This is a genomic window from Kocuria himachalensis (assembly GCF_054784195.1).
In genome coordinates, this window is the sequence record NZ_BAAGPL010000009.1 from 118,560 (window position 1) to 140,255 (window position 21,696).

24 protein-coding genes are annotated in these 21,696 nt (G+C 72.3%); 8 read left to right on the forward strand and 16 right to left on the reverse strand.

The window, feature by feature from the left end:
- Window positions 1-10: 10 nt before the first annotated feature.
- Window positions 11-1,510, reverse strand: a complete 1,500-nt coding sequence (locus ACYVM4_RS07335; RefSeq protein ID WP_460668100.1) for an FAD-dependent oxidoreductase — start codon at window positions 1,508-1,510, stop codon at window positions 11-13.
- A gap of 143 nt (window positions 1,511-1,653) precedes the next feature.
- On the opposite strand from ACYVM4_RS07335, the gene ACYVM4_RS07340 reads away from it, so the two are divergent.
- Complete coding sequence (locus tag ACYVM4_RS07340; protein WP_460668101.1) at window positions 1,654-2,721, forward strand: spore photoproduct lyase family protein; 1,068 nt, start codon at window positions 1,654-1,656, stop codon at window positions 2,719-2,721.
- 54 nt (window positions 2,722-2,775) lie between these two features.
- On the opposite strand, the gene ACYVM4_RS07345 is transcribed toward ACYVM4_RS07340, so the two are convergent.
- The 6 genes from ACYVM4_RS07345 to ACYVM4_RS07370 all read right to left on the reverse strand — a co-directional run bounded on the left by ACYVM4_RS07345 (window position 2,776) and on the right by ACYVM4_RS07370 (window position 7,913).
- Window positions 2,776-3,126, reverse strand: coding sequence for a cupin domain-containing protein (locus ACYVM4_RS07345; protein ID WP_368821550.1), 351 nt, complete (start codon window positions 3,124-3,126; stop codon window positions 2,776-2,778).
- Window positions 3,127-3,159: 33 nt separating this feature from the next.
- Window positions 3,160-3,675, reverse strand: coding sequence for a methylated-DNA--[protein]-cysteine S-methyltransferase (locus ACYVM4_RS07350; protein ID WP_368821549.1), 516 nt, complete (start codon window positions 3,673-3,675; stop codon window positions 3,160-3,162).
- 9 nt (window positions 3,676-3,684) lie between these two features.
- Complete coding sequence (locus ACYVM4_RS07355) at window positions 3,685-4,413, reverse strand: hypothetical protein (protein ID WP_460668102.1); 729 nt, start codon at window positions 4,411-4,413, stop codon at window positions 3,685-3,687.
- Window positions 4,414-4,446: 33 nt separating this feature from the next.
- Window positions 4,447-4,698, reverse strand: a complete 252-nt coding sequence (locus ACYVM4_RS07360; RefSeq protein ID WP_368821547.1) for a DUF3253 domain-containing protein — start codon at window positions 4,696-4,698, stop codon at window positions 4,447-4,449.
- A gap of 301 nt (window positions 4,699-4,999) precedes the next feature.
- Entirely contained in the window at window positions 5,000-6,721 is a 1,722-nt protein-coding gene (locus ACYVM4_RS07365; RefSeq protein ID WP_460668103.1) for an HNH endonuclease signature motif containing protein, read from the reverse strand.
- 106 nt (window positions 6,722-6,827) lie between these two features.
- Window positions 6,828-7,913 carry an alkene reductase gene (locus tag ACYVM4_RS07370; RefSeq protein WP_460668104.1) on the reverse strand — a complete coding sequence of 362 codons (1,086 nt, stop codon included), beginning with the start codon at window positions 7,911-7,913 and terminating at the stop codon, window positions 6,828-6,830.
- Between the two features lie 249 nt (window positions 7,914-8,162).
- Between ACYVM4_RS07370 and ACYVM4_RS07375 the strand changes: the two genes are divergently transcribed.
- Window positions 8,163-8,525, forward strand: a complete 363-nt coding sequence (locus ACYVM4_RS07375) for a rhodanese-like domain-containing protein (protein WP_460668105.1) — start codon at window positions 8,163-8,165, stop codon at window positions 8,523-8,525.
- A gap of 25 nt (window positions 8,526-8,550) precedes the next feature.
- Here the strand turns inward: ACYVM4_RS07375 and ACYVM4_RS07380 are convergent, their stop codons facing one another.
- Window positions 8,551-9,471, reverse strand: a complete 921-nt coding sequence (locus ACYVM4_RS07380; RefSeq protein WP_460668106.1) for a helix-turn-helix domain-containing protein — start codon at window positions 9,469-9,471, stop codon at window positions 8,551-8,553.
- Window positions 9,472-9,545: 74 nt separating this feature from the next.
- On the opposite strand from ACYVM4_RS07380, the gene ACYVM4_RS07385 reads away from it, so the two are divergent.
- The gene (locus ACYVM4_RS07385; RefSeq protein ID WP_460668107.1) at window positions 9,546-10,070 is read left to right on the forward strand and encodes a VOC family protein; all 525 of its coding nucleotides are present in this window, start codon (window positions 9,546-9,548) and stop codon (window positions 10,068-10,070) included.
- Window positions 10,071-10,083: 13 nt separating this feature from the next.
- On the opposite strand, the gene ACYVM4_RS07390 is transcribed toward ACYVM4_RS07385, so the two are convergent.
- The 8 genes from ACYVM4_RS07390 to ACYVM4_RS07425 all read right to left on the reverse strand — a co-directional run bounded on the left by ACYVM4_RS07390 (window position 10,084) and on the right by ACYVM4_RS07425 (window position 15,522).
- On the reverse strand, window positions 10,084-10,524 hold the full coding sequence (locus ACYVM4_RS07390; RefSeq protein ID WP_460668108.1) for a VOC family protein: 441 nt from the start codon (window positions 10,522-10,524) through the stop codon (window positions 10,084-10,086).
- Window positions 10,525-10,878: 354 nt separating this feature from the next.
- Complete coding sequence (locus ACYVM4_RS07395) at window positions 10,879-11,064, reverse strand: hypothetical protein (protein WP_460668109.1); 186 nt, start codon at window positions 11,062-11,064, stop codon at window positions 10,879-10,881.
- Window positions 11,065-11,122: 58 nt separating this feature from the next.
- Window positions 11,123-11,395, reverse strand: a complete 273-nt coding sequence (locus ACYVM4_RS07400) for a hypothetical protein (RefSeq protein ID WP_460668110.1) — start codon at window positions 11,393-11,395, stop codon at window positions 11,123-11,125.
- A 102-nt stretch (window positions 11,396-11,497) separates the two neighbouring features.
- Window positions 11,498-11,830 (reverse strand): protealysin inhibitor emfourin, encoded by a 333-nt coding sequence (locus tag ACYVM4_RS07405; RefSeq protein ID WP_460668111.1) that lies wholly within the window; start codon window positions 11,828-11,830, stop codon window positions 11,498-11,500.
- A gap of 76 nt (window positions 11,831-11,906) precedes the next feature.
- On the reverse strand, window positions 11,907-13,283 hold the full coding sequence (locus ACYVM4_RS07410; protein WP_460668112.1) for a M4 family metallopeptidase: 1,377 nt from the start codon (window positions 13,281-13,283) through the stop codon (window positions 11,907-11,909).
- A 20-nt stretch (window positions 13,284-13,303) separates the two neighbouring features.
- The gene (locus tag ACYVM4_RS07415) at window positions 13,304-13,693 is read right to left on the reverse strand and encodes a hypothetical protein (protein WP_460668113.1); all 390 of its coding nucleotides are present in this window, start codon (window positions 13,691-13,693) and stop codon (window positions 13,304-13,306) included.
- Between the two features lie 130 nt (window positions 13,694-13,823).
- Window positions 13,824-14,648, reverse strand: coding sequence for a PKD domain-containing protein (locus tag ACYVM4_RS07420; protein WP_460668114.1), 825 nt, complete (start codon window positions 14,646-14,648; stop codon window positions 13,824-13,826).
- Between the two features lie 259 nt (window positions 14,649-14,907).
- On the reverse strand, window positions 14,908-15,522 hold the full coding sequence (locus ACYVM4_RS07425; protein ID WP_460668115.1) for a DUF6318 family protein: 615 nt from the start codon (window positions 15,520-15,522) through the stop codon (window positions 14,908-14,910).
- Window positions 15,523-15,794: 272 nt separating this feature from the next.
- Here ACYVM4_RS07425 and ACYVM4_RS07430 point away from each other — a divergent pair, with 272 nt between their 5' ends.
- Genes ACYVM4_RS07430 through ACYVM4_RS07450 form a run of 5 tightly spaced genes read left to right on the forward strand, consistent with a single transcriptional unit; the run spans window position 15,795 to window position 21,691 of the window.
- Window positions 15,795-16,499, forward strand: a complete 705-nt coding sequence (locus tag ACYVM4_RS07430; RefSeq protein WP_368821533.1) for an NUDIX hydrolase — start codon at window positions 15,795-15,797, stop codon at window positions 16,497-16,499.
- Window positions 16,496-17,791 (forward strand): quinolinate synthase NadA, encoded by a 1,296-nt coding sequence (gene nadA / locus ACYVM4_RS07435; RefSeq protein ID WP_460668116.1) that lies wholly within the window; start codon window positions 16,496-16,498, stop codon window positions 17,789-17,791. Before ACYVM4_RS07430 ends, nadA begins: the two co-directional genes overlap by 4 nt.
- Window positions 17,788-19,602, forward strand: a complete 1,815-nt coding sequence (locus tag ACYVM4_RS07440; protein WP_460668117.1) for an L-aspartate oxidase — start codon at window positions 17,788-17,790, stop codon at window positions 19,600-19,602. The genes nadA and ACYVM4_RS07440 overlap by 4 nt, the downstream gene beginning before the upstream one ends.
- Window positions 19,596-20,519: a carboxylating nicotinate-nucleotide diphosphorylase gene (nadC, locus tag ACYVM4_RS07445; protein ID WP_460668118.1), complete on the forward strand. Its 924-nt coding sequence runs from the start codon at window positions 19,596-19,598 to the stop codon at window positions 20,517-20,519. Before ACYVM4_RS07440 ends, nadC begins: the two co-directional genes overlap by 7 nt.
- Window positions 20,516-21,691 (forward strand): cysteine desulfurase family protein, encoded by a 1,176-nt coding sequence (locus tag ACYVM4_RS07450; protein ID WP_460668119.1) that lies wholly within the window; start codon window positions 20,516-20,518, stop codon window positions 21,689-21,691. Before nadC ends, ACYVM4_RS07450 begins: the two co-directional genes overlap by 4 nt.
- Window positions 21,692-21,696 lie beyond the last annotated feature (5 nt).

Genomic DNA, 21,696 nt, shown 5'->3' on the forward strand with positions numbered 1-21,696 from the left:
CGCGACCGGGTCAGTGCCCGGGGCGGGGCAGGTCCTTCACGGCAGGACCTTCGAGCAGGGAGCCGTCGGCGGCGAACCGGGAACCGTGCAGGGGGCAGTCCCACGAGCGCTCGGCGTCGTTCCAGCGCAGCACGCCGCCGAGGTGCGTGCAGACGCCGGAGACCTTGCAGGTGGTCCCGTCGACGGTGGACACGGCCACAGGACGGCCGTGCTCACGGCCGACGACGCCCTGTCCCTCCGCGGGCGCCCCACCGGGCAGTTCCTTGAGCTCGGCCTTGAGCCAGTCCTTGGGCGCGTTGAGACCCACGCCCGCGTTGACGCGCAGAGCGGTGAGGATGTCCGACGGCGAGGTCACCCGCCGCCCCAGCGTCTCGGCCCACGGCACGCTGCCGCCGGTGATCTCGGCGTTCAGCGCGATCGCCGCGGCGACGGCGTTGCTCATCCCCCACTTGTTGTATCCGGTGGCGAGGTAGATGTTGCCGCCGCCGCGGGGCAGGGCGCCGATGAAGGGGATCAGGTTGACCGACTGGTAGTCCTGCGCCGCCCACGCGTGGGTGCGCTCGGCCCCGGGGAACCAGCGCTGCGTCCAGGACTCGAGGTCGTCCACGGCGGCCTGCGGGGAGGCGGAGCGCCCCACCACGTGGTCGTTGCCGCCCACCAGCAGCAGCTCCTCCCCGTCGACCGGCACGGTGCGCAGGGTTCGTGCGGGGCTGTCCGCGGTGATGTACATGCCCTCCGGGATGGACCCCGGCGCCCCGGGCACCCGGTAGGTCAGGGCGTAGGAGCGGTTCGGGGAGAGCTTCGCGAAGTACCCGCCGCGGTCCAGGACCGGGGTGCCCGTGGCGAGCACGAGCCGGTCGGCGCGCACCGGCCCCTTCGAGGTCTGCACCGTCAGGGGCGAGCGGACGCCGGCGCCGGTGATCCGGACGCCCTCCACGAGCGTGCCCCCGCGCTCCTTCAGCTCGGCGACGAGGGCGCCGAGCACCTCCATGGGGTGGAACTGGACCTGGTCCGGCATCGTGATGGCACCGGAGACCTTGTAGGGGAGGCCGGTGTCGCGGGTCCAGTTCATGTGCAGACCGGCGACGCGGGCGGCCTCGAGCTCCTTGCGCAGGGCGGAGGCGCCCTTGGACGTCGTGGCGTAGGTGTACGCGGCGCGGCGCTGGAACGGGACCCCGCGCTCCTCGAGGAAGCGGACCAGCCAGTCCATGCCCTCGCGGTTCCCGTCCGCGTAGGCGCGCAGCACCTTGTCCGACTGGTGCCGGTGGATCTGGGAGAGCGTGGTGCCCTGCAGCAGGGACAGCTTCGCCGTCGTGTTGCCCGTGGTGACGGCCCCCACGGAGCGGGCCTCGAGCACGGCGACCCGTTGGCCCGCACGCGCCAGCAGCACCGCGGTGGTCAGCCCGGTCAGCCCGGCACCCGCCACGACCGTGTCGTAGTGCGCCCCCGGGACGAACTGGTCGGACGCGGTGGACGGCACCTCGTACGTGTCGAGCCATACGGATTTCATGGAGGAGCTCCCTCGGGGTCGGTGCGGTCGGCGCGGTCCGACCCTGATGCCATCCTGGCGGCCACCCGGTGTGAAGTCCACTGTCCAATCCCGGGGAGGATTCGGCGAACCGGCTGTCGGAGGCGGTTCCTAGACTCGTCCTCATGCCCCCGGAACCGTCCATGGTCGACATCACCCGCATCTACTACGAGCCGGCCGCCGCCGAGCTGCCCCGGGGGCGGCAGGTCCTCGAGCGGTGGCCGGACGCCACCCTGGTGGAGGTGCCGAGCCACTGGCAGATCCCGGAGCTGCACGGGGACGAGACCAACGCGCGGCGGTGGGTGCGGATCAAGCGCGAGGCCCTGGTGCTGGGGGTCAAGAAGTCGCTGGCGGCGCGGCCCAACGGCCGGTCGGCGGACTTCATCGCGCCGTCCACGGCCAACGGGTGCGCCATGGCGTGCGCCTACTGCTACGTGCCCCGCCGGAAGGGCTACAGCAATCCGGTGACGGTCTTCGCCAACATCGAGCAGATCACCGGCTACCTGGACCGGCACATCGGCCGGCAGGGCACCAAGCCGGAGCCCAACCAGTGCGACCCGGACGCGTGGGTCTACGACCTCGGGGAGAACAGCGACTGCTCGGTGGACGCGCTGCTCAGCGACAACGTGCAGGACCTCGTGGACCTGTTCCGCCGCCACCCCACGGCGAAGGCGTCCTTCGCCACGAAGTACGTCAACCGGGAGCTGCTGGACTGGGACCCGCAGGGGCGGACCCGGGTGCGGTTCTCGCTGATGCCGGCGCACCTGGCCAAGCTGACGGACATCCGGACCACGCCGGTGCCGGAGCGGATCGCCGCCATCGACGACTTCGTGGCGGCCGGGTACGAGGTGCACGTGAACTTCTCGCCGGTGATCGTCACGGACACGTGGCTGGAGGACTGGGCCGAGCTCTTCGAGCAGCTCGACGACGGTCTGAGCGCGGCGGCCAAGGAGCAGCTGGCCTCGGAGGTCATCTTCCTGACCCACAACGCCCAGCTCCACGAGGTCAACACGCAGTGGCACCCCAAGGCCGAGGAGGTGCTGTGGCGCCCGGATCTCCAGGAGACGAAGCGCTCCCAGAACGGAGCCCTGAACGTGCGGTACCGGTTCCGGGACAAGCAGCGCTACCTGGAGCAGTTCCTGGACCTGCTGCACGAGAAGCTGCCGTACTGCGACGTCCGCTACGCGTTCTGAGCCCGGGGGCTGCCGCCCCGTCCTGAGCCCGCGTTCAGGACCGGAGCCTCCGGCTCACGCCACCCGGGGGTCGTAGCCGTCCGACGGCCGGGAGACCGTGGTCAGCAGGAACACCGAGTCCTCCAGCGCCTCCACCGAGTGGCGGGAGTCGGTGAGGGACAGCAGCTCCCCGGCCGTGAGCTCCTCGGCGAGCTGACCGCGCTTGAGCACCCGGACCCGGCCGAGGAGGAGCTGCAGCGTGGCGGCGGGCGGGGAGACGTGCTCGGCGAGCTCCTTGCCGGCGCACAGCGCCATCATCGTCTGCCGAAGCACGCCGTCGTGGACCACGAGCTCCGCGCTGCGCCCGGCGCCGGAGGCACGCGCCTTCGCGAGGTTGGCGGTGGCGAGGTCGTCGAGGCGGGTCATGGGTCCTCCTGGTGGCGCGTCAGCGGTGAGAGTTCAGAGCAGCGCGCCCTCGAGGCGCAACAGGTACTCCTTGCGTTCCATGCCGCCGGCGTAGCCGGTGAGCCGCCCGTTGGCGCCGATGATCCGGTGGCACGGGACCAGGAGGCTGACGGGGTTGCGGCCGTTGGCGGCCCCGACCGCCTGGGCGGCCCGGGGCGCCCCGATGGCGCGGGCCACCTGCCCGTAGGTGCCGGTCGTGCCGTACGGGATCTGCGCCAGGGCGTTCCACACGCGCACCTGGAACGGCGTCCCGTGGAGGACGACGTCGGCGTCGAACTCCTGCAGCCGTCCCGCGAAGTACTCGCCGAGCTGCTCGCGGACGTGCGGGAGGAGGCTGTCGTCGCGTGCCCCGAAGGAGGTGGGGATCGGCCCCTGGCGTGCTGCCTCGACGGAGAGCGCCACGAGCGCACCCGCCTCCTCGACGAGTGCCAGCGGACCGATGGGCGACTCCACGACGGCGTGACGGCGGACGGTTGCGGTGGTGGCTGCCGGGCTCAGTCTCAGTCCCATGGGCCGATTCTACGCCCGGCGCAGCTGCCTCCGCGGTCTGCGGGCGAGGGTGTAGGACGGCTCCCGGAGCCGGTAGGTCCAGTCGTAGTTCTCGGCGCCCGTGGGGACGTTGAGCAGGGGGTCGAAGCGTTCGTCGTCCCCGAACGGCGCGCCGGGACCGAGCTCGACCGTCCCGAATCGGTGCCACGGCCCGAGGGGCGTGGCCCAGTGCAGACCGAGGACCCACGGCTCGGCCGCGACCGACGCCCGGAAGAGGTCGGGGCGGGCCGGCAGGCGCCCCGTGCGGGGCTCCGGGTGCGCGGTGACCAGCACGGGGCCGCCGAGACCGCGGTAGGGCATGAAGGAGGCAAAAGCACTGTCCGGCACGTGCCGGTGGAAGGTCGGGGCGAAGCGGGAGAACCGCCCGCTGCCGGCGGTCGCCAGGAGGATGTCGGCCCGGCCGTCGCTGCGGCCCTCCATCTGCCCGGAGGGCGGCACGGGGCAGCGCAGCGCGAGCCCCAGGATGTCGGGCCACCCCTGCGGGAAGCCGAAGGAGCGGGAGAAGCGAGCCCGCACAGGGTCCTCACCGGCGTCGTCGATCCAGTGGATGCCGCTGGTGCCGCCCCCCGTCCGGGTCAGGACGCCTTCGAGCCCCACGCCCTCCGAGTGGATGGGCCGCTGGGGCCGGAACTGCTTGAGCAGGACGAACGGCGCGCGGGCGGCGGACCCGAGGAGGGTGCTGATGGGTGCGGTCGTCATGACCCACACGCTACCCGGAGGCCCGCGTCCGGATCAGCGGAGCCGGACGCGGATCGGACCGCGGGCCGTCCGGCCGTCGACCACGCGACCCTGCTGGGTGATGTCCACCAGCCCGTCGTCCGCCATCCGGTACGCCTCCTGACGCACGTCCTCCATGAGGTCGCGCCAGTCGTCGGGGGCCAGAGCGCGCGCGGCCTCGGAGGGACAGACGGTCTTCTCGGATCCGCGGCGGCGGACCAGGTCGAGCAGCACCGAGCGCATCTCGGTGGGCGACGGGGTGGTCACGGGCGGCTCTTCTCCGTGCGGTAACGGTCATGGGTGCGTGCGGGCCGGTCGGGCCGTGCAGCCTGGGTCGCAGGGCGCGTGCGGGCAGGTCGGGCCGTGCAGCCTGGGTTGCAGGGCGCGTGCGGGCAGGTCGGGCCGTGCAGCCTGGGTCGCAGGGCGCGTGCGGGCAGGTCGGGCCGTGAGTGGATGCAGGGGGCTTGGAGCAGGGGCGGATGGCGGGTGCTGGATCCGGGCTCACCGGCGGTCCGGGTCCGGGTCCAGGTCCAGGTCCAGGTCCAGGTCCAGGTCCAGGTCCAGGATGTCAGAACGGCGGCGGATCGCCGGCCGGATCGGATGGAGGACCAGACCGGGACGCGGAGCCTGGAGCGGAGTCCGGGGCACGACGCGGCGCGGGATCCGGCTCTGGGCGCGGACCGGGGAGCCGGACGAAGTACGGTGCCCGCTCCGGAGCGGGACGGTGGTGCTCCTGCGGATAGGTCCGGTGGACCAGTCCCGCAGGCGAGATCCACTCCAGCACGCCGTGGTGGTGCAGGGAGTCCGCACGTCCCCATTCCTCAGGGGCCGGATTCGCAGGCCCCAGTTGTGGGTGCCGGGGGTTAGGTCGCTCGGGCGCCACGTGCTCCACCCGCCACCGGCCCAGCGGGCCGTCCCGGTGCTTGAGCAGGTGGTGGTGCCGGCACAGGTGCGCGAGGTTGTCCGCCGAGGTCCGGCCACCGTCCGCCCAGGCGATGGTGTGGTCGAGGTCGCAGCGCGACGCCCGACGTCGGCAGCCCGGGAAGCGGCAGGTGGCGTCCCTGGCTCGCAGACGGTGCTTGAGATCCGCGGGCACCGCATAGGTGCTGCGGTCCCGGTCCAGGACGGTCCCGGTGACGGGATGGGTGAGGATCCGTGACCAGGACGGCGCGCGTGCCGCGATCCGCTCGGCCAGACCCACCGGTATGGGCCCGTAGCCCTCCAGTTCCGCGCAGTGGGAGCTGCGCGGCAGGTCCTCGACGGGACCGGAGAACCCCTCCCCTGCGCCTCGGAGGAGCGCGAGGACGGGCACGGTGACCGTCACGTGCCCGCGGATGCCGCGCAGGTGGTCGGGCAGGTCGGGTGGCTCGCCGTCGAGCAGGAGGTCCGCCAGCACGTCGGCCCGCAGCTGGGGGACCGTGCGGTGCTCCGGAGCCCCCGCAGCGAGTTCGGACGGCCCGCCGTCCGACGCGGGCGACGCCGCGGCCGGAGCCTGCGGTGTGAAGGCTTCGACCGGGGAGGTGGGGGCGGCGCGATCGACCAACGTGTCGATCCGGTCCTGGATCGCGTGCGCGGTGGCCGCGTCCAGGAGGGCGCACAGCTGTGCCATGCCGTCCTCCCGGGGTTCGACCCACACGCGCCGGTCCCGCAGCGCCAGCCGGTGGCGCTGCTCCTCGGTCTCCCGCAGCAGACCCGCACGGCGTCGGCGGACGAGGGCGCGCAACTGGGCCACGGTGCTGTCCGGTGCTCGCAGGAGCAGCTCGTCGACGATCCGACGGACGTGCGCGACCGGCGCCTGCAGCTCCGGCGGGAGACCGTCGGCGTCCCACACGAGCTCGCGCCACAGCTCGGCGAGCACTCCCGCCTGCCGGATTCCCACGAGACCCTGCTCAAGGGCCTCGAGGACCTCGGGCAGGGACTCCACGAGCATCACGGCGTCCTCGACACGGCGCAGCGCGGTGCCCGCGGGAAGCCGGAGGGCCGGACCGATCTCATCGGCCACGTCCCGCATCGTCTGCTCATCGGGCTCGAGGGAGTGCGGGCCCAGCCGGTCCGCCTCGGGGCGCATCCAGAGCGCCTCCACCATCCAGCGCTGCTCCCGGGCCTCCTCCTGCAGCTGCCAGAGCCGGTGGAGCCACCGGTACTGGCGCCCCGCGGCCCGGGCCTCCGCACGGGACTCCTCGACCAGTGCCCGCACGCCGTCGGAGAACTCCTCGCCGATCTCGGCCAGGTCCGTCTCCTCCCGGAGGGCGTCCTCCAGGCTTCGCGGCGGAACGGCGGTGGCGGCCATGGTTCATGGTCCCAGTCGGCTCCGACACGCTAGGACATGACGTGGATCACCCTCGAAGGCCGCCTCGCGTCCCACCCGGCACGGCGCGCGGGACGCGAGGAGTTGCTCAGGCCTGTGCGAACGGGTAGTCCGTGTACCCCTCGGCGCTCTGCGTGTAGAAGGTCCGCGGGTCCGGCACGTTCTCCGGAAGACCCTCCGCCCAGCGCCGCACCAGGTCCGGGTTCGCGATCGCCGGACGCCCGACGACGACGCCGTCCGCCACGCCCTCCTCGATCAGCTGCACACTCTCCTCGCGGGTGGTCGGGACGTCGCTGAAGCCGCTGTTGGCCAGGAAGGCTCCGCCGAAGCGGGCGCGCAGCCCCTGCACGAACTCCCCTGCCGGATCCTTGTGCAGCACGGAGAGGTAGGCCAGGCCGAGATCCTCGACGCCGTCGATGAGAGCGGCGTACGTGGCCCGGACGTCCTCGTGGTCGGTCTCCCAGGCGTCCTGGACGTTGTGCTCGGGCGAGATCCGCAGGCCGACCTTCTCCGCGCCGACGGCCTCGGCCACGGCCCGGACGACCTCGACCACGAAGCGGGCGCGGTTCTCCGGGGAGCCGCCGTACTCGTCGGTGCGCCGGTTCGCGCCGGGCGCGAGGAACTCGTGCAGCAGGTAGCCGTTGGCGCCGTGGATCTCCACGCCGTCCAGGCCCGCCTCGATCGCGTTGCGCGAGGCCCGGACGAAGGACTCCACCACGGCCGGCAGCTCCTCCGCGGTCAGGGCGTGCGGGACGGGGTAGTCGGCCTTGCCCTGGTAGGTGTGCGTCCTCCCCTCGATCGCGACAGCGCTCGGGGCCACCGGCCGGGAACCGCCGTTGATGTCCGGGTGCGTGACGCGCCCGGCGTGCATGACCTGCATGAACAGCCGGCCGTCGGCGGCGTGCACGCTCTCGGCCACACGGCGCCAGCCCTCGATCTGTTCCGTCGTCTCGATGCCGGGCTGGTAGGCGAAGCCCTGCCCCACCACGTCGGGGTACGTGCCCTCGGTGACGATGAGACCCATCGAGGCGCGCTGGGCATAGTGCTCCACGTTGAGCTCACCGGGGACCCCGTCACGGCCGGAGCGCATCCGGGTGAGCGGCGCCATGACGAGACGGTTCGGCAGCTCGAGGGAGCCAAGGGTGAAGGAGGTGGCCAAGGTGGAGTGCGACATGGGAAACCTTTCATCAGGGAACTGGTTCTTTCCGTGTCAACGGAAGATGCCCCGGAGTTATTTGCACCGCCGCTGTCTTGTTCCTCACAACGGGTACCACAGATACCCCCTGGGGTATTGCCGGATCCGGGCGTCCCGCCCGCACCGGGCCGGACGGGAGGACTCCTCAGGAAGTCCAGCACCACCCCGGACCGGTCGTACGCCCGGCCCGACACGACCCTCTCCGTCATCGCGAAGGAGGACTGAGCCATGGGCCTCCTCGGCCGGCTCTTCGGCAGCACCTACGAGACCGTGGACGTGGCACGCGCCCGGGAGCTCCTGGACAGCGGGGCCGTGCTCGTCGACGTCCGCACCACCCAGGGGTACCGTGCGGGCCACGCCCCGGCAGCCCGGCACATCCCCCTGGACGCCCTCGCCACCCGACAGCGGGAGCTGTCCGAGGACCGGCCGGTCGTGACGGTCTGCCGCTCCGGCGCCCGGTCGACGAACGCCGCCCGTCAGCCGGCCGGGGCCGGCTACCAGGTGGCCAGCCTCCGCGGCGGCATGACGGCCTGGCAGCGCGTCGGCGAGCGCGTGGTCGCCAAGCACGGCCGGCCCGGCGCCGTCGCCTGAGCCCCGGTCCGGGTTCCCCGGTTCCTCACCCGCCCTCCCGGCCGGACCCGGCGCGGCCGTAGCCGCGCGGGGTGGTGCCCAGCACGGACCGGAACTCCCGGGTGAGGTGGGGCTGGTCCGCGAAGCCCAGCTCCGCGGCGAGCGCCCCGAGGTCCGCGGCCGGGTCCGCGCGCATCCGCTCGGCCGCCTCCTGGAGCCGACGACGACGGAGCAGCAGCTGCGGCGGCATCCCCACGAACCGGGCCGCGAGCCGTTGCAGCGAGCGCTCGGACACGTGCAGCTGCCGGGCCAGGTCGGCCGGACTCCGCGCATCGGCCCCCGCCTCGAGGAGGTCGACCATGCGGTTGGCCAGGGCACCGTCCTGCACCGCGGCCGGGGGCACCTCCGCCGCCAACACCCGGACGTGGTCCAGGAGCAGTCTCGCCGCCCGCATGTGCCGACCGGCCGGATCGGCCCCCGTCACGGTCTCGGCGGCAGCCGAGCGCGGCCCCGGCGCACGGACAGGCACCGGCCCGCCGATCGAATCCGCCTCCTGCACGTGCCGGCCCCTCGGATCGGCCCCCGTCATGGCCTCCGTGACGGCTGAGAGCAGTCCGGGTGCACGGACCGGCGCCGACCCGTCGAGCAGGTCCGCCGGGTGCTGCGTGAACAGCAGGACTCCCGCCGGTCGCAGCAGCGCGCCGACCGCCCAGCCCCGGCCCGTGAGCACCCGGGTGGACGCGCGGCTCGTGGGCCCGTGCAGCGCCACACCCTGCGGTTCCACCACCACGTTGCTCGCCGGATAGCCCAGCACCAGCTGCTCGGCCCGCTCCCCCGCCGGCAGGTCCCACTCCGGGATCCACAGCTGCCGGACGAGGTGGGCGACGTCGTCGGGCGCGGGCAGGCGCACGACCGTGGCGTGCGGTCCCGGGGTGAGGTGGCCCCGCGTGGTGGGCGGCTCGCTCATGGCACGAGCGTAGTCATCCGGGGGTGGCGGAAATCTTCAAGACGGGTCGCCGCCCGGATCCCTAGGCTCGGGGCATGAGCACAGAGCAGAACCTCCGTGGGGTCACCGGAGCGCACACCACCGACGGGACGCCCCGGGGCTTCACGTCCCTGACCCCCTTCATCGCGGTGGTCGACGCGGCCGCGGCGATCGACTTCTACACCGGCACCTTCGGCGCCGTCCTCGTCGACCGCACCGACATGCCCGGGCCGGACGGGGCGCCCGTCGTCGTGCACGCCACCCTCGACCTCGGCAACGGACGCCTCCAGCTGGGCGAGGTGAACCCCGCCTTCCACCTCGTGGCCCCGCCCGCGGGCGACGACGACTGCTACTCGCTGGGCCTCTACGTCCCGGACGTCGACGACGTGGTGGCGCGCGCCGTCGACGCCGGCGCCACGGTCCGCGAACCCGTCAGCACGTTCGTCTCCGGCGACCGCTTCGGCAGCATCCGCGACCCGTTCGGCGTCCGCTGGTCGGTCATGACCCGGGTCGAGGACCTCTCCGAGGAGCAGAGCAGTGCCCGTGTCGCCGAGTGGGCGGAGTCCATGGGGCAGGAGTGAGGCGCCGCGCGGCTCAGGCGTCCTCGGGGCCGGCGGCCGGTGCGTGGAGCTCGAGGGCGATGTCGTCCGGGTCGCGGAACTCCAGGATGTGACCCACGCCGATGTCCTTGATCCCCTCGTGGGCGATTCCCAGGTCGTCCAGCACGACGACGGCGTCCTGCAGATCGGCCTGCGAGGCCACGGTGAAGCACAGGTGGTCCAGCCCCACCCGGTCCTCGTCGTGCCGGTCCCCGTCCGGCGCCACCGGCCGGAGGCCCAGCAGGCCCCCGCCGAACTGGTAGATCACACCGCCGAAGAGGAAGGCCAGCTGGTCCTTCGTCTGCTGGTCGGCGTCCGCCGGAGGAGCCTCGAAGGCGATCGGGAAGCCGAAGACGGCGTCGTAGAAGGCGCGGGAGCGGTCGATGTCGGTGACCGTGAGCCGGACGTGGGCGTAGTCGGTGGCGCTGATGGGCACAGTGTTCTCCGGAGTCGTCGGGGTGGCGCTTCGAGCGGGATGTCCTGCCGTGCGGACCGGGCGGCGGTGTCCGCCCCCGGTGCCAGGACTCGCACTCTACGGGTCTCCACCCCTGCGGGCGAGGGGTCGGGCCCCGCGCGCGAACTCCTCGGACGCGCGCGGGGCCCGGTCTCCGGGACGGGTCCCGGTCGCGGCTCTCCAGCCCCCGACCGGGACCGTCAGCTTCTCCCTGTGTCCCGGGGATCCCCCCACACGTTTCAGCCAACCACCTCCTGCTGAACACGAGCTGAAGCAGGACCCCTTCGCACTGGCCCCGGTGGTGCCGCCCGTCCCCGCCGTGATGGGCGCGCCGGCTCAGTCCTCGGCGAACGTCAGGGCCTGGCCGCTGTCGACCAGGAGCGGACCGCCGAGGTCCTGCACGTTGCTGGCGATCGCGGAGCAGGGCACGGGGACGGTCTCGACCTCGCTGTAGGTCCCGGCGTTCTCGTCGACGAGGTACTTCTGGCACTCCGAGCGGAGGGAGGGGTCCGCCGTGGGCACCGGGGCCGTGCAGTCCGGACGGCTGCTCTCATCCTCCAGAACGAGTTGTCGAACATCGTCAGGTGGTACTGGCCGTCCGCCAGCGCCTCGTCGTCGTGGCGCACCACCCAGCTCTGTCCACCGGTGTCGGGGAAGTCCCCCGCCTTCTCGAGGAGCAGGTCTCGGCGTCGGCGCCAGGAGAGCTGACGGTGTCCGTCAGGGTGCCGTCGTCCTCGGTGGCGAACTGGGCGTGCACACCGGTGGTGTTGGTGCCGAAGGGGTTGAGCATGAGCAGGGGGTCCCCGGGGGAGGATCCCAGGGACTTCAGGTCCTCCAGTGAGGCGTCGACCACCTCCTGCACGTCCAGCGCGAAGCCGTCGCCCCGCTCGGGAACGCCGTTGCGGGCGACCGCGACGGTGTAGACGTCCGGGTCCGCCTCACTGCGGGATCCGCCTCACTGTTCCCCGTCGCGCTCGCACTGGTCGGCGCAGTCGCGCAGCCGGGCCACGAGCTCCTGGGCCTCCGGGTCCTGGTCGAACTCGCTCACCACAAGACGCCGGACTCCGGAGCTCTCCTGGACCTCGATCACGTAGGACTGCTGGTCGGCGGTTCCGTGGCGGGTCGTCGGGGCGGCCGATCCCAACCGGTGCGCGCGGACGGTCTCGAAGAGGCCGAGGAGCGCGTCCTGCTGCGCCCGGGGCAGGGACTCGGTCTCGAAGCTTCTCTCGACGGCCAGCCCGGGGAAGTACGCGATGCCTCCCTCGAGGCGGTAGCTGACTCTCGCCATGAACGGCACCGTCCCTCCGTAGGACGCGGATGGCCCGGGCCGGACCCGCGCGGGGGCCGGCAGGGCCGGTGAGGAATCAGTTCCCGACTATACCCGTGGCGCCCTTCCGGGTCAGGCGCCAGCACCCGTCCGCTCCGTCGAAGGTGGACATGACGCCCGTGGCGACGTCACCCGCGAGCGTGCCGGCGTACCGGGCCGAACCGGCGTCGAAGGACAGGAGCAGGGTGCCGTCCTGCTGGTGCCACCTGCCGGACAGCTCGCCGGTGAACGACCCGTCGTCGTGGAACATCAGTGTCGTCTGCGCGTAGGGGTCCGTGCAGCCCCAGCTGTAGTGGAGCATCCATGCGTCCGCGAGGGCGCCCACGGGCCGGGTCACCTCGGGCGTGATCCCCACCTGCTGCCAGGCGTCCGCCACCGCGGACTGCTCCGCGGGTCCGTACAGGGCGGTGGCGTGCTTGATCGTGAGACGCGCGAAGTCCTTGAACTGCGCGATCCACCGCAGGCGCCGCAGCTCCGGATCCCGCATCGCGGCGTACCAGATCCGGCCGGCCCTGTCCCAGCTGAAGCCGCCCAGCCCGATCGCGGCGAGGTAGAAGGCCCGGTTCGGGATGCCGGAGTTGATGTGCACCCCGCCGTTGTCGTCCAGGGTGTGCACGAAGCGGGACATGTGATCCGGCTGAGGGTCCTTGCCGAGCACGTCGTCGTCGAACGCGGTGCCGGGTGCCTTCATCGACCGGAGGCCCACGCCGTTGACGGCGCTCGTGAAGAGGCCGGCGCCGATGATCCAGTCGGCGTCCGCCGCGGTCTGGCGAGGAACGGCCACGTACTGCTTGACCATGGCCCCGATGACGTCGGAGAAGTGCTCGTTGAGCGCCCCGGACTGGTACAGGTACAGCAGGTCGGACTCGTGCGTGGTGATGCCGTGCGCGAGCTCGTGCCCGATGACGTCCACGGCGGCGGTGAAGCGGTTGAAGTACTGGCCGTCCCCGTCCCCGAAGATCATCTGCACGCCGTCCCAGGCCGCGTTGTTGTACTTCTTCTGGTAGTGCACCGTGCCGAGCAGGGGCATGCCGGCGTCGTCGAGGGAGTTGCGCCCGAAGACGTCCTGCATGAGGTCGAACGTGGAGCCCAGTCCGTCGTACGCCTCGTCCACGGCGGGATCCTCACTGGGGGGGTCCCCCTCCGAGCGCACGAGCGTTCCCGGCAGCTCGGCGGTGTTGTCCGCCGTGTGCACCCTGCGCTCCCTGTGAGCGGTCGCCTGCGCCGCGACGGAACGGGCGGTCAGGTCCGCGATCAGCCGCTCCGCCCGGACCGTGGTGTCCACGGCCAGCGCGGCCAGAGCGTTCCTGCGGGTCTCCTCGTCTCCGTGCACCGCCATCTGCTCGTGCACGTACGGCGGGATCACGCCGCAGAAGGGTCCGTGCCCGTGTCGATCTCCGTGGTCCCTGGTCATCGCTTCCCCACCCCTCCGCATCAGATCCGGTTGCCCGCGGCATCCAGCTCACCGGGCGCCGTCCCCGCGGCGTCCAGCTTCCGCCCGGCGACGTCCGCAGGCTGCCCTGCGGTGCTGTCCGCGGACTCCGGCCCGCCGCCGGAGCCCTTTCTGATCAGGTACCAGCAGCCGCCCGGCGAGCCGTCGAAGGAGGTCATCGCCCCTGCCCCCGCGCTGCCGGTGACCGTGCCACCGTACTGCGCGGGGCCGTCGGCGAAGCGGAGCAGCAGGGTGCCGTCGTGCTGCCGCCAGGCGCCGGAGAAGCCGCCGCCCGAGAAGGTGCCGTCCGGGTTGAACACGAGGCCCACCCTGCCGTAGTCGTCGGTGCAACCCCAGCTGAAGTGGAGCACCCACGGACCGGTAATCGTCACAGTTCCGCCCCTTTCCCCAACCGCTGCGCGAGCACCGGCGGGACCGCTGACCGGGTTCTCCGGAGACCGGAGAACCATGTGCATCGATCATCCCACCAGGATCCGACGGCGTACCGGTCGGCGCGGAAATTCAGCAGCCGGTCCCCTGCGGGTTCTCGAGGCAGTCGTCCGCGTAGTTGCGCACCGTGGAGCGCCAGACGCTGATCGGCACGGGCGCGCTCGGCACGTCGTTGAGCCCGGCCACCGGAAGCCACGGTCCGCCCGCAACGGAGTACTCGCCGGAGAACCAGGTGGTGAGCGAGACGGCGTAGTCGCCGGTCTCGGTGTACACGTGACTGGTGTCGGTCTCCACGTCCCACGCCCCCTCCGCGAGCGGGGCGCCGCTGAGCTCAGTGGGACCGAGTGCGGTGCCGTCACCGTAGTCCCACGCGTACTGGACCGGGACGGCGCGCACCTGCACCGGGAACCCGCCCAGCTCGGTGCTGAACTGCTGGGGCCGGGCCTCCGCCCAGACGTTGGTGTGCATGCCCCGCAGCGTGTCGGGCGCGGGCTGGACGGCACTGGCCGCGGGCGCGACGGCCAGCGTCCTGAAGTCCTGCAGGGTGAAGGTCGGCAGCTCGACGATCTCCTCGCCACCCTCCGCCTCGGCGACCGCCACGCACATGGGCTCTCCCCACGGCGTGCTGGGACCTTCCCCCTGCCGCACGACGACGTTCATGTACACGCCCTCCCCACCGTCGGCCGTGGTGCAGTCCCGCTCGGCCAGGCAGTCCTCGAGGATGTCGCCTGTCCGGTTGGTGCACGGGTTCTGCAGGCCGAACGTCTGCGACTTCGACTGCGCGATGGTGTCCGGGTTGAACGGCCGGTCGATCCCCTGGTCGCTCAGGTACTGGCGGAGTGCTTTCTGGAAGGCAGGATCTTCGTCGGGGTCGTAGTCGACCGGTTGCGTACCCACGGCAATTGCGCCTTCCCGTTGACCACCGCCGGCCATAAGCGGCGGTCCCTCGTCGAGCCGGACCTCCAGTTTCATTTTGTCCCCGTCTGCAACCGCAGTAGTCGACTTCGAAATATCGACATTTCGCTGGCCTTCCATGGAATATCCACTATTTAGCCGAGTGGCTTTATCCGCCCAGTCGTCTTTTTCCCCGAGGGCTCCAGTGTTTGCAATTTGGAGAAAAAATAGAGAAAGCGTAATGACCCCGACAATTCTGCGCTTATCCACCATTTTTCCCTGCCCCCGGCATATTTGCGGCAGTTATGTACACCCACGATCCCTCAAAATGGTCCAAATAGACAGGGAATGGATCGCCTCGACCTGTCCGCGGAAGGGCTTCGTATGTAACTTTGCCATCTTCGACGAGCTTCAATCCTTCAGCGTTCGCGAGGACAATCGGCTTATATACTCCATCCGAGGAACGCTGAATAATCGAATCTTGAATAACAGGATTTTCTCGACCACCAATGAACCCAGCGTCATCGGCGTAAACGTCTTCCACGAATTTTAACTGTTCCATACAAATATCGCAGGCGTCACTAATGACTTGGCGAGCGTATGTTGCATCACCGGTTTGATGGGCGTACCACATGGCGTCGGACCAGTAGTCGAGGAATGCCTGCGCCCCCTCCCGGGACTCCTCCTTCGCCAGGTCCGGCATGACGGGCTCGGGCACGTTCTGGGCGGGCCCGTCGAGCGAGGCCGGCACGTAGTCGGCAGGAGTGGCGTCAGGGCTGGGCTCCGCCGAGGTCGCCGCGGCCGACGAGGCAGAGCTGGAAGGCGGCGTCTCGGCGACGTCGTCGTCGGTGCCGCATCCCGTGAGGAGCAGTCCCATCAGGACGAGGCCCCCGACCGCCGTGCCGACTGGGTTGGACCGGACCATGAAGTTCCCCGCTTCGCTCTGCCGCGGCCGGACGGGCCGGCTGGATGGGTCAGATGGTAAGTGCCCTCCGCTGTGCGACTGCAAGCCCTGTGGACACCGGGAAACCCGCGTTTTCATGGGGCCAGGTCAGCGGCACCATGGTCACGACTTCGTTAATGTCAATCTGACTCGAACAGTGTTATAGTCACTGCAACCAGAAGGCAGAAGACGCGATGGAGGTGACGATGACCGCGCAGAACGTGGCACTGGCCGTGTCGACCGTCATCTTCGCCGCCCGGGACACCGGCCCCGACGGCCGCAAAGAACTCTGGCTGCCCCTGGTCCGCCGCATCCGCGATCCCTTCCGGGGCATGTGGGCCCTGCCCGGCGGACCGCTCCAGCCGCACGAGGACCTCGAGGACTCCGCCGCCCGGTCCCTGCAGCTCACCACCGGCCTCCAGCCCGGCTACCTCGAGCAGCTCTACGCCTTCGGCGGCCTGACCCGCTCGGCGAACGCCGAGGAGCGCGTCGTCTCGATCGTCTACTGGGCCTCGATCCGCGCCGACCAGGCCTCCGACCTCCACGCCGACCTCAACGTCACATGGATGCGCACCACCGAGCTGCCGCCTCTGGCGTTCGACCACAGCGACATCGTGGCCTACGCCCTCTACCGGCTGCGCAACAAGATCACCTACAGCCGCGTGGCCCACTCCTTCCTCGGCGAGACCTTCACCCTCGCCGCACTGCGGGAGGTCCACGAGGCGATCCTCGGCACCCCCCTGGACCCGGCCAACTTCCGGCGCCAGGTGCTCGCGTCCGGCGCCGTCCTCGACACCGGCACCCGCCTGGAGGGCACGCGACATCGCCCGCCCCGGCTCTACCGCTACAACCACGACCTCGACCTCGCCGACCGCACCCCGGCCGGCCGCAGCACCCAGGAGCAGACATGACCTCCGTCGCCACCCGCATCGACCTGCTGACCGGGAAGCGGGCCGATCTCCCGGGCACCGCCCCGGCCACGAGCACCTGCAGCACCGACCTCGCGGCGAGCCCGTGGGACTTCGCGCCCACCGTCGCCGCCGGCTACGGCCCCGGGGCGTCCGAGGCCGACACGGTGCCCGCCGGTGCGCCCGCCCAGCCCGTGATCCCCGAGGAGTACCAGCACGCCTCCGCCGAGGAGCTCGACCGGCGGATCGCCGCCGCCAAGGAGACCCTGGGCGAGCGCGCGGTGGTGCTCGGCCACTTCTACCAGCGCGACGAGATCGTGAAGCACGCCGACTTCCTCGGCGACTCGTTCCAGCTGGCCCGCGCCGCCAGGAGCAGGCCCGAGGCGGAAGCCATCGTGTTCTGCGGCGTGCACTTCATGGCCGAGACCGCCGACATCCTCTCCGGCGACCACCAGTCCGTGATCCTGCCCAACCTCGCCGCCGGCTGCTCCATGGCGGACATGGCCGACGAGGACTCCGTCGAAGAGGCGTGGGAGCAGCTCATGGACGTCCTCGGGGAGACCGACGACGACGGCCGGCAGACCGTGGTCCCCGTGACCTACATGAACTCCTCCGCGGCGCTCAAGGCGTTCTGCGGCCGGCACGGCGGCATCGTGTGCACCTCCTCCAACGCCGCGACCGTCCTGGAGTGGGCCTTCGAGCGCGGACGGCGGGTGCTGTTCTTCCCCGACCAGCACCTGGGCCGCAACACGGCCAAGGCCATGGGGATCCCCCTCGAGCAGATGCCGATGTGGAACCCGCACCGGGACCTCGGCGGGAACACCGCACAGGACCTGCAGGACGCCCGCGTGATCCTCTGGCACGGCTTCTGCTCCGTGCACCGCCGCTTCACCGTGGCCCAGATCGAGAAGGCCCGCGCCGAGCAACCCGGGGTGCGGGTGATCGTGCACCCCGAGTGCCCCATGCCGGTGGTCGACGCCGCCGACGAGAACGGGTCCACCGACTACATCCGCAAGGCGATCGAGGCCGCCGAGCCCGGCAGCACCTTCGCGATCGGCACCGAGATCAACATGGTCAACCGGCTCGCCGACCAGCACCCCGAGCACACGATCTTCTGCCTGGACCCGGTCATCTGCCCGTGCTCCACGATGTACCGGATCCACCCCGGCTACCTCGCATGGGTGCTCGAGGAGCTCGTGGCCGGGCGCGTGATCAACCAGATCTCCGTGGACGCCGCGACCGCCCGGGACGCCGAGGTGGCGCTCGAGCGGATGCTGGCGGCGCTGCCGCGGTGAGCACGCACCCGGCACCGCGCGTGCTCGTGGTGGGCAGCGGCATTGCCGGTCTCACCGCGGCCCTGGGCGCCGTCCGCCACGGGCTCGACGTGACGCTGCTGAGCAAGGACGCCCTCGACGAGACCAGCACCGCCCGCGCCCAGGGCGGGATCGCTGCCATGACGGCCGCGCTCCCGGCCGGCCAGCCCCGCGACTCCGAGGAGCTGCACGTCCAGGACACCCTGGCCGCCGGGGCCGGGACGTGCGACGACGACGCCGTGCGCGTCCTCGTGCGCGACTCGGCGGCCGCTATCGACGAGCTCGTGGCGCGCGGTGTCGTCCTCGACCGCGCGGCCGGACCGGACTCCCCCTGGCTGGAGGGCCTCGAGGGCGCCCACTCCGTGCCCCGGATCCTGCACGCCGGCGGGGACGCGACCGGCCGCGAGATCCAGCGCGCCCTCCTGGCCGCCGCGCTGGCGGCCGAGGCCGCGGGGCGCCTGACCATCTCCCGGCACACCATGCTGGTCGACCTCGTGCTCGGCCCCGGCGGCCGCGCGGCGGGGGCTCTCGTCCTGACGGGCACCGGGGACCGGCTGCGCGAGCTGGCCGCCGACGCCGTGGTGCTCGCGACCGGCGGGGCCGGGCAGCTCTATCCGCACACCACCAACCCCGCCGTGGCCACCGGCGACGGCATCGCCGCGGCCCTGCGCGCCGGCGCCGCCGTGGCGGACCTGGAGTTCGTGCAGTTCCACCCGACGGCGCTGGCGGCCCCGGGCTGCTTCCTGGTGTCCGAGGCCGTCCGCGGCGAGGGCGCGGTGCTGCGGGACGGCACGGGCCGGCGCTACCTCGAGGACGTGCACCCGCGCGCGGAGCTCGCCCCCCGCGACGTCGTGGCCCGCGAGAACGTCCGCCGGTCCCTGGCCCAGGGCGGCCGGCCGGTCCTGCTCGACTGCACCCGGCTGACCCCGCCCGCCCGTGGCACGCACGGGGGCGGCTCGACCGCCGAGTTCCTCGCCCGGCGCTTCCCCACCATCGACGCGGCCCTGCGGGCGCACGGCCTCGACTGGTCCCGCGAGCCGGTCCCGGTCACCCCGGCGGCCCACTACCTGATGGGCGGCGTGGCCACCGACGGTCTCGGTCGCACGACCGTCCGGGGGCTCTACGCCGTGGGCGAGTGCGCGGCCACGGGCGTGCACGGCGCGAACCGGCTGGCCTCCAACTCGCTGCTGGAGGGCGCCGTCTTCGGGGCCCGCGTGGCGGACGTGCTGCGGGCGGATGCCCTGCGGGACGACCGCACGGACGACGACGCCCCGGCGCGTCTCGTCCTGCCCGGCGGCACCGAGTTCCTGCCGGCGGGCGGCCGTCCCGGGCGCCCTGTGCCGTTCGACAGGAACGCGGTGCCGGTCGACGGGAACACGGTGCAGGGCGACAGGGGCGCGGTGCCGGTCCCGCGGGACACCGTGCCGTTCGACCGTGCGCAGTTCCAGGCCGCCATGTGGACGGGCGCCGGCGTCCTGCGCGACCGCTCGCGGCTCGAGGCACTGGCCCGGCGGCTGGACGGCTTCCGCCCACCCGCGGGCCTCTCCCGCCGCGCGGTCGAGGACCGCAACCTGCTGACCGTGGGGCGCACCGTCACCGCAGCGGCCCTGCACCGCACCGAGTCCCGGGGGGCCCACTTCCGGGAGGACTTCCCGGCGCCTGATCCCGCCCGCGCGCGGCGCACGTTCTGGCGTCTGGACGCACCCCGGCTTGCCGTCAGCAACGATTCGCTGACCAGCGCACATACCGCCATCGACATGTTCGACCTACCGGAGAGGATCCCCGCATGCTGACCCGAGCCGCCATCACCGAGGTCGTGGAGCGGGGGCTCGCCGAGGACGCCCCCTGGGGCGACATCACCTCCGAGCACCTCATCCCCGCCGGCACCGCCGCCCGGGCCGAGCTCGTGGCGCGCGAGGCCGGCGTCTTCTCCGGCGGCCAGGTGTTCGCCGCGACGTTCGCCGCCGCGGACCCCGCGGTGGCCGTCAAGCTGGTCCGCGCCGACGGCGACCGCTTCGAGGCCGGGGACACCCTGGCCGTGGTGACCGGTCCCGCCCGTGCCGTGCTGACCGGCGAGCGCGTGGCCCTGAACCTGACCCAGCGGATGTGCGGGGTCGCCACGCTGACCGCCCGCTACGTCGCCGCCGTCGAGGAGACGGTGGCACACGTGGAGCAGGCCGCGAACCTCCCGCCCGGCACGATCACCCGCACCCGGGTGGCCGACACCCGCAAGACCACCCCGGGGCTGCGCGCGCTCGAGAAGCACGCCGTGCTCAGCGGGGGCGGGCACAACCACCGGCACTCCCTCTCGGACGCCGTGATGGCCAAGGACAACCACCTGGCCCTGCTCACGGCCGACGGCACCGACCTGACCGGCGCCCTGCGGCAGCTGCGCCGTCGTCTCCCCCACACGGTGCACCTCGAGGTGGAGGTGGACCGGCTCGACCAGATCGAGGCGGTCCTGGCCGGGGGCGCGGACACGATCCTGCTGGACAACTTCTCGGTGGACGACCTCGTGAGCGGCGTGGCCATCATCGACGGCCGGGCCACCGTCGAGGCCTCCGGCGGCGTGAGCCTGGAGACCATCGGGGACATCGCGGCCACCGGGGTGGACGTCATCTCGGTGGGCGCGCTCACCCACTCCGCCCGGAACCTGGACCTGGGTCTCGACATCGGGCTCGGCACCGGCCGCGGCACCGGGACGGGATGACGGTGCTGTACCTCGACTCGGCCGCGACCACCCCCGTCCGGCGGGAGGTCCTGGAGGCCATGTGGCCCTACCTCACGCAGGAGTTCGGCAACGCCTCGAGCCATCACGAGGCGGGCCGGCGGGCGCTGGCCGGGCTCGACCAGGCCCGCGGGACAGTCGCGCAGGTGCTGAACTGCCGGCCCGCCGAGGTCGTGTTCACGTCCGGCGGGACCGAGGCGGACAACCTGGCCGTCAAGGGCATCGCGCTGGGCCGCCGGGACCGGGACCGCGCGTGCACGCACGTGGTGACGAGCGCGGTCGAGCACTCCGCCGTGCTCGACTCGGCCCGGGACCTGGCCCGCTGGGACGGCTTCGACGTCACGGAGCTGGGCGTGTCCTCCGAGGGGTTCGTGGACCCCGCCTCCCTGGAGGGGACTGTTCGTCGGAGCACCGCGGTGGTATCCGTGATGCATGCGAACAACGAGACGGGCACGGTCCAGGCGATCGCCGAGCTGGCTGCGGTGGCTCGGGCGCGGGACGTCCCGTTCCATACGGATGCGGTCCAGGCGGCCGGGTCGCTGGAGCTGGACGTACAAGCGCTCGACGTGGCGGCGCTGAGCCTCGCCGGGCACAAGATCGGGGGGCCCAAGGGCGTGGGGGTGCTGTTCCTGCGCCGGGGGACGCCCCTGCGCCCGCTGCTGAGCGGCGGCGGGCACGAGCGCGGCCGGCGCTCCGGGACCTCGAACGTGGCCGGCGCCGTGGGTCTCGCCACGGCCCTGCGGCTCGCCGCGGAGGAGCGCCCGGACCGGGCGGCCCGGCTCGCCGCCCTGCGGGACCGGCTGATCACCGGGGTCCTGTCCGCCGTGCCCTCGGCGGTGCTGACCGGTCCGGACCCGCGGGAGCGGCCGGCGGCGCGGCTGCCCGGCAACGCCTCGTTCTGCTTCCCCGGCGTCAACGGCGAGACGGTCCTGGTGGACCTGGAGGCGCGCGGACTGCTCGTCTCCTCGGGCTCGGCCTGCTCGGCCGGGGACACCGAGCCCTCCCACGTGCTGACCGCCATGGGGTTCCCGCCCGAGGTCGCCACCACCGCGGTCCGGTTCACGCTGTCCGCCGAGGTCACCCCGGAGCAGGTGGACGGGATCGTGACGGCGACCCGGGACGTCGTCGAGCGGCTGGGCGCGACCCGCGGCTGAACGCG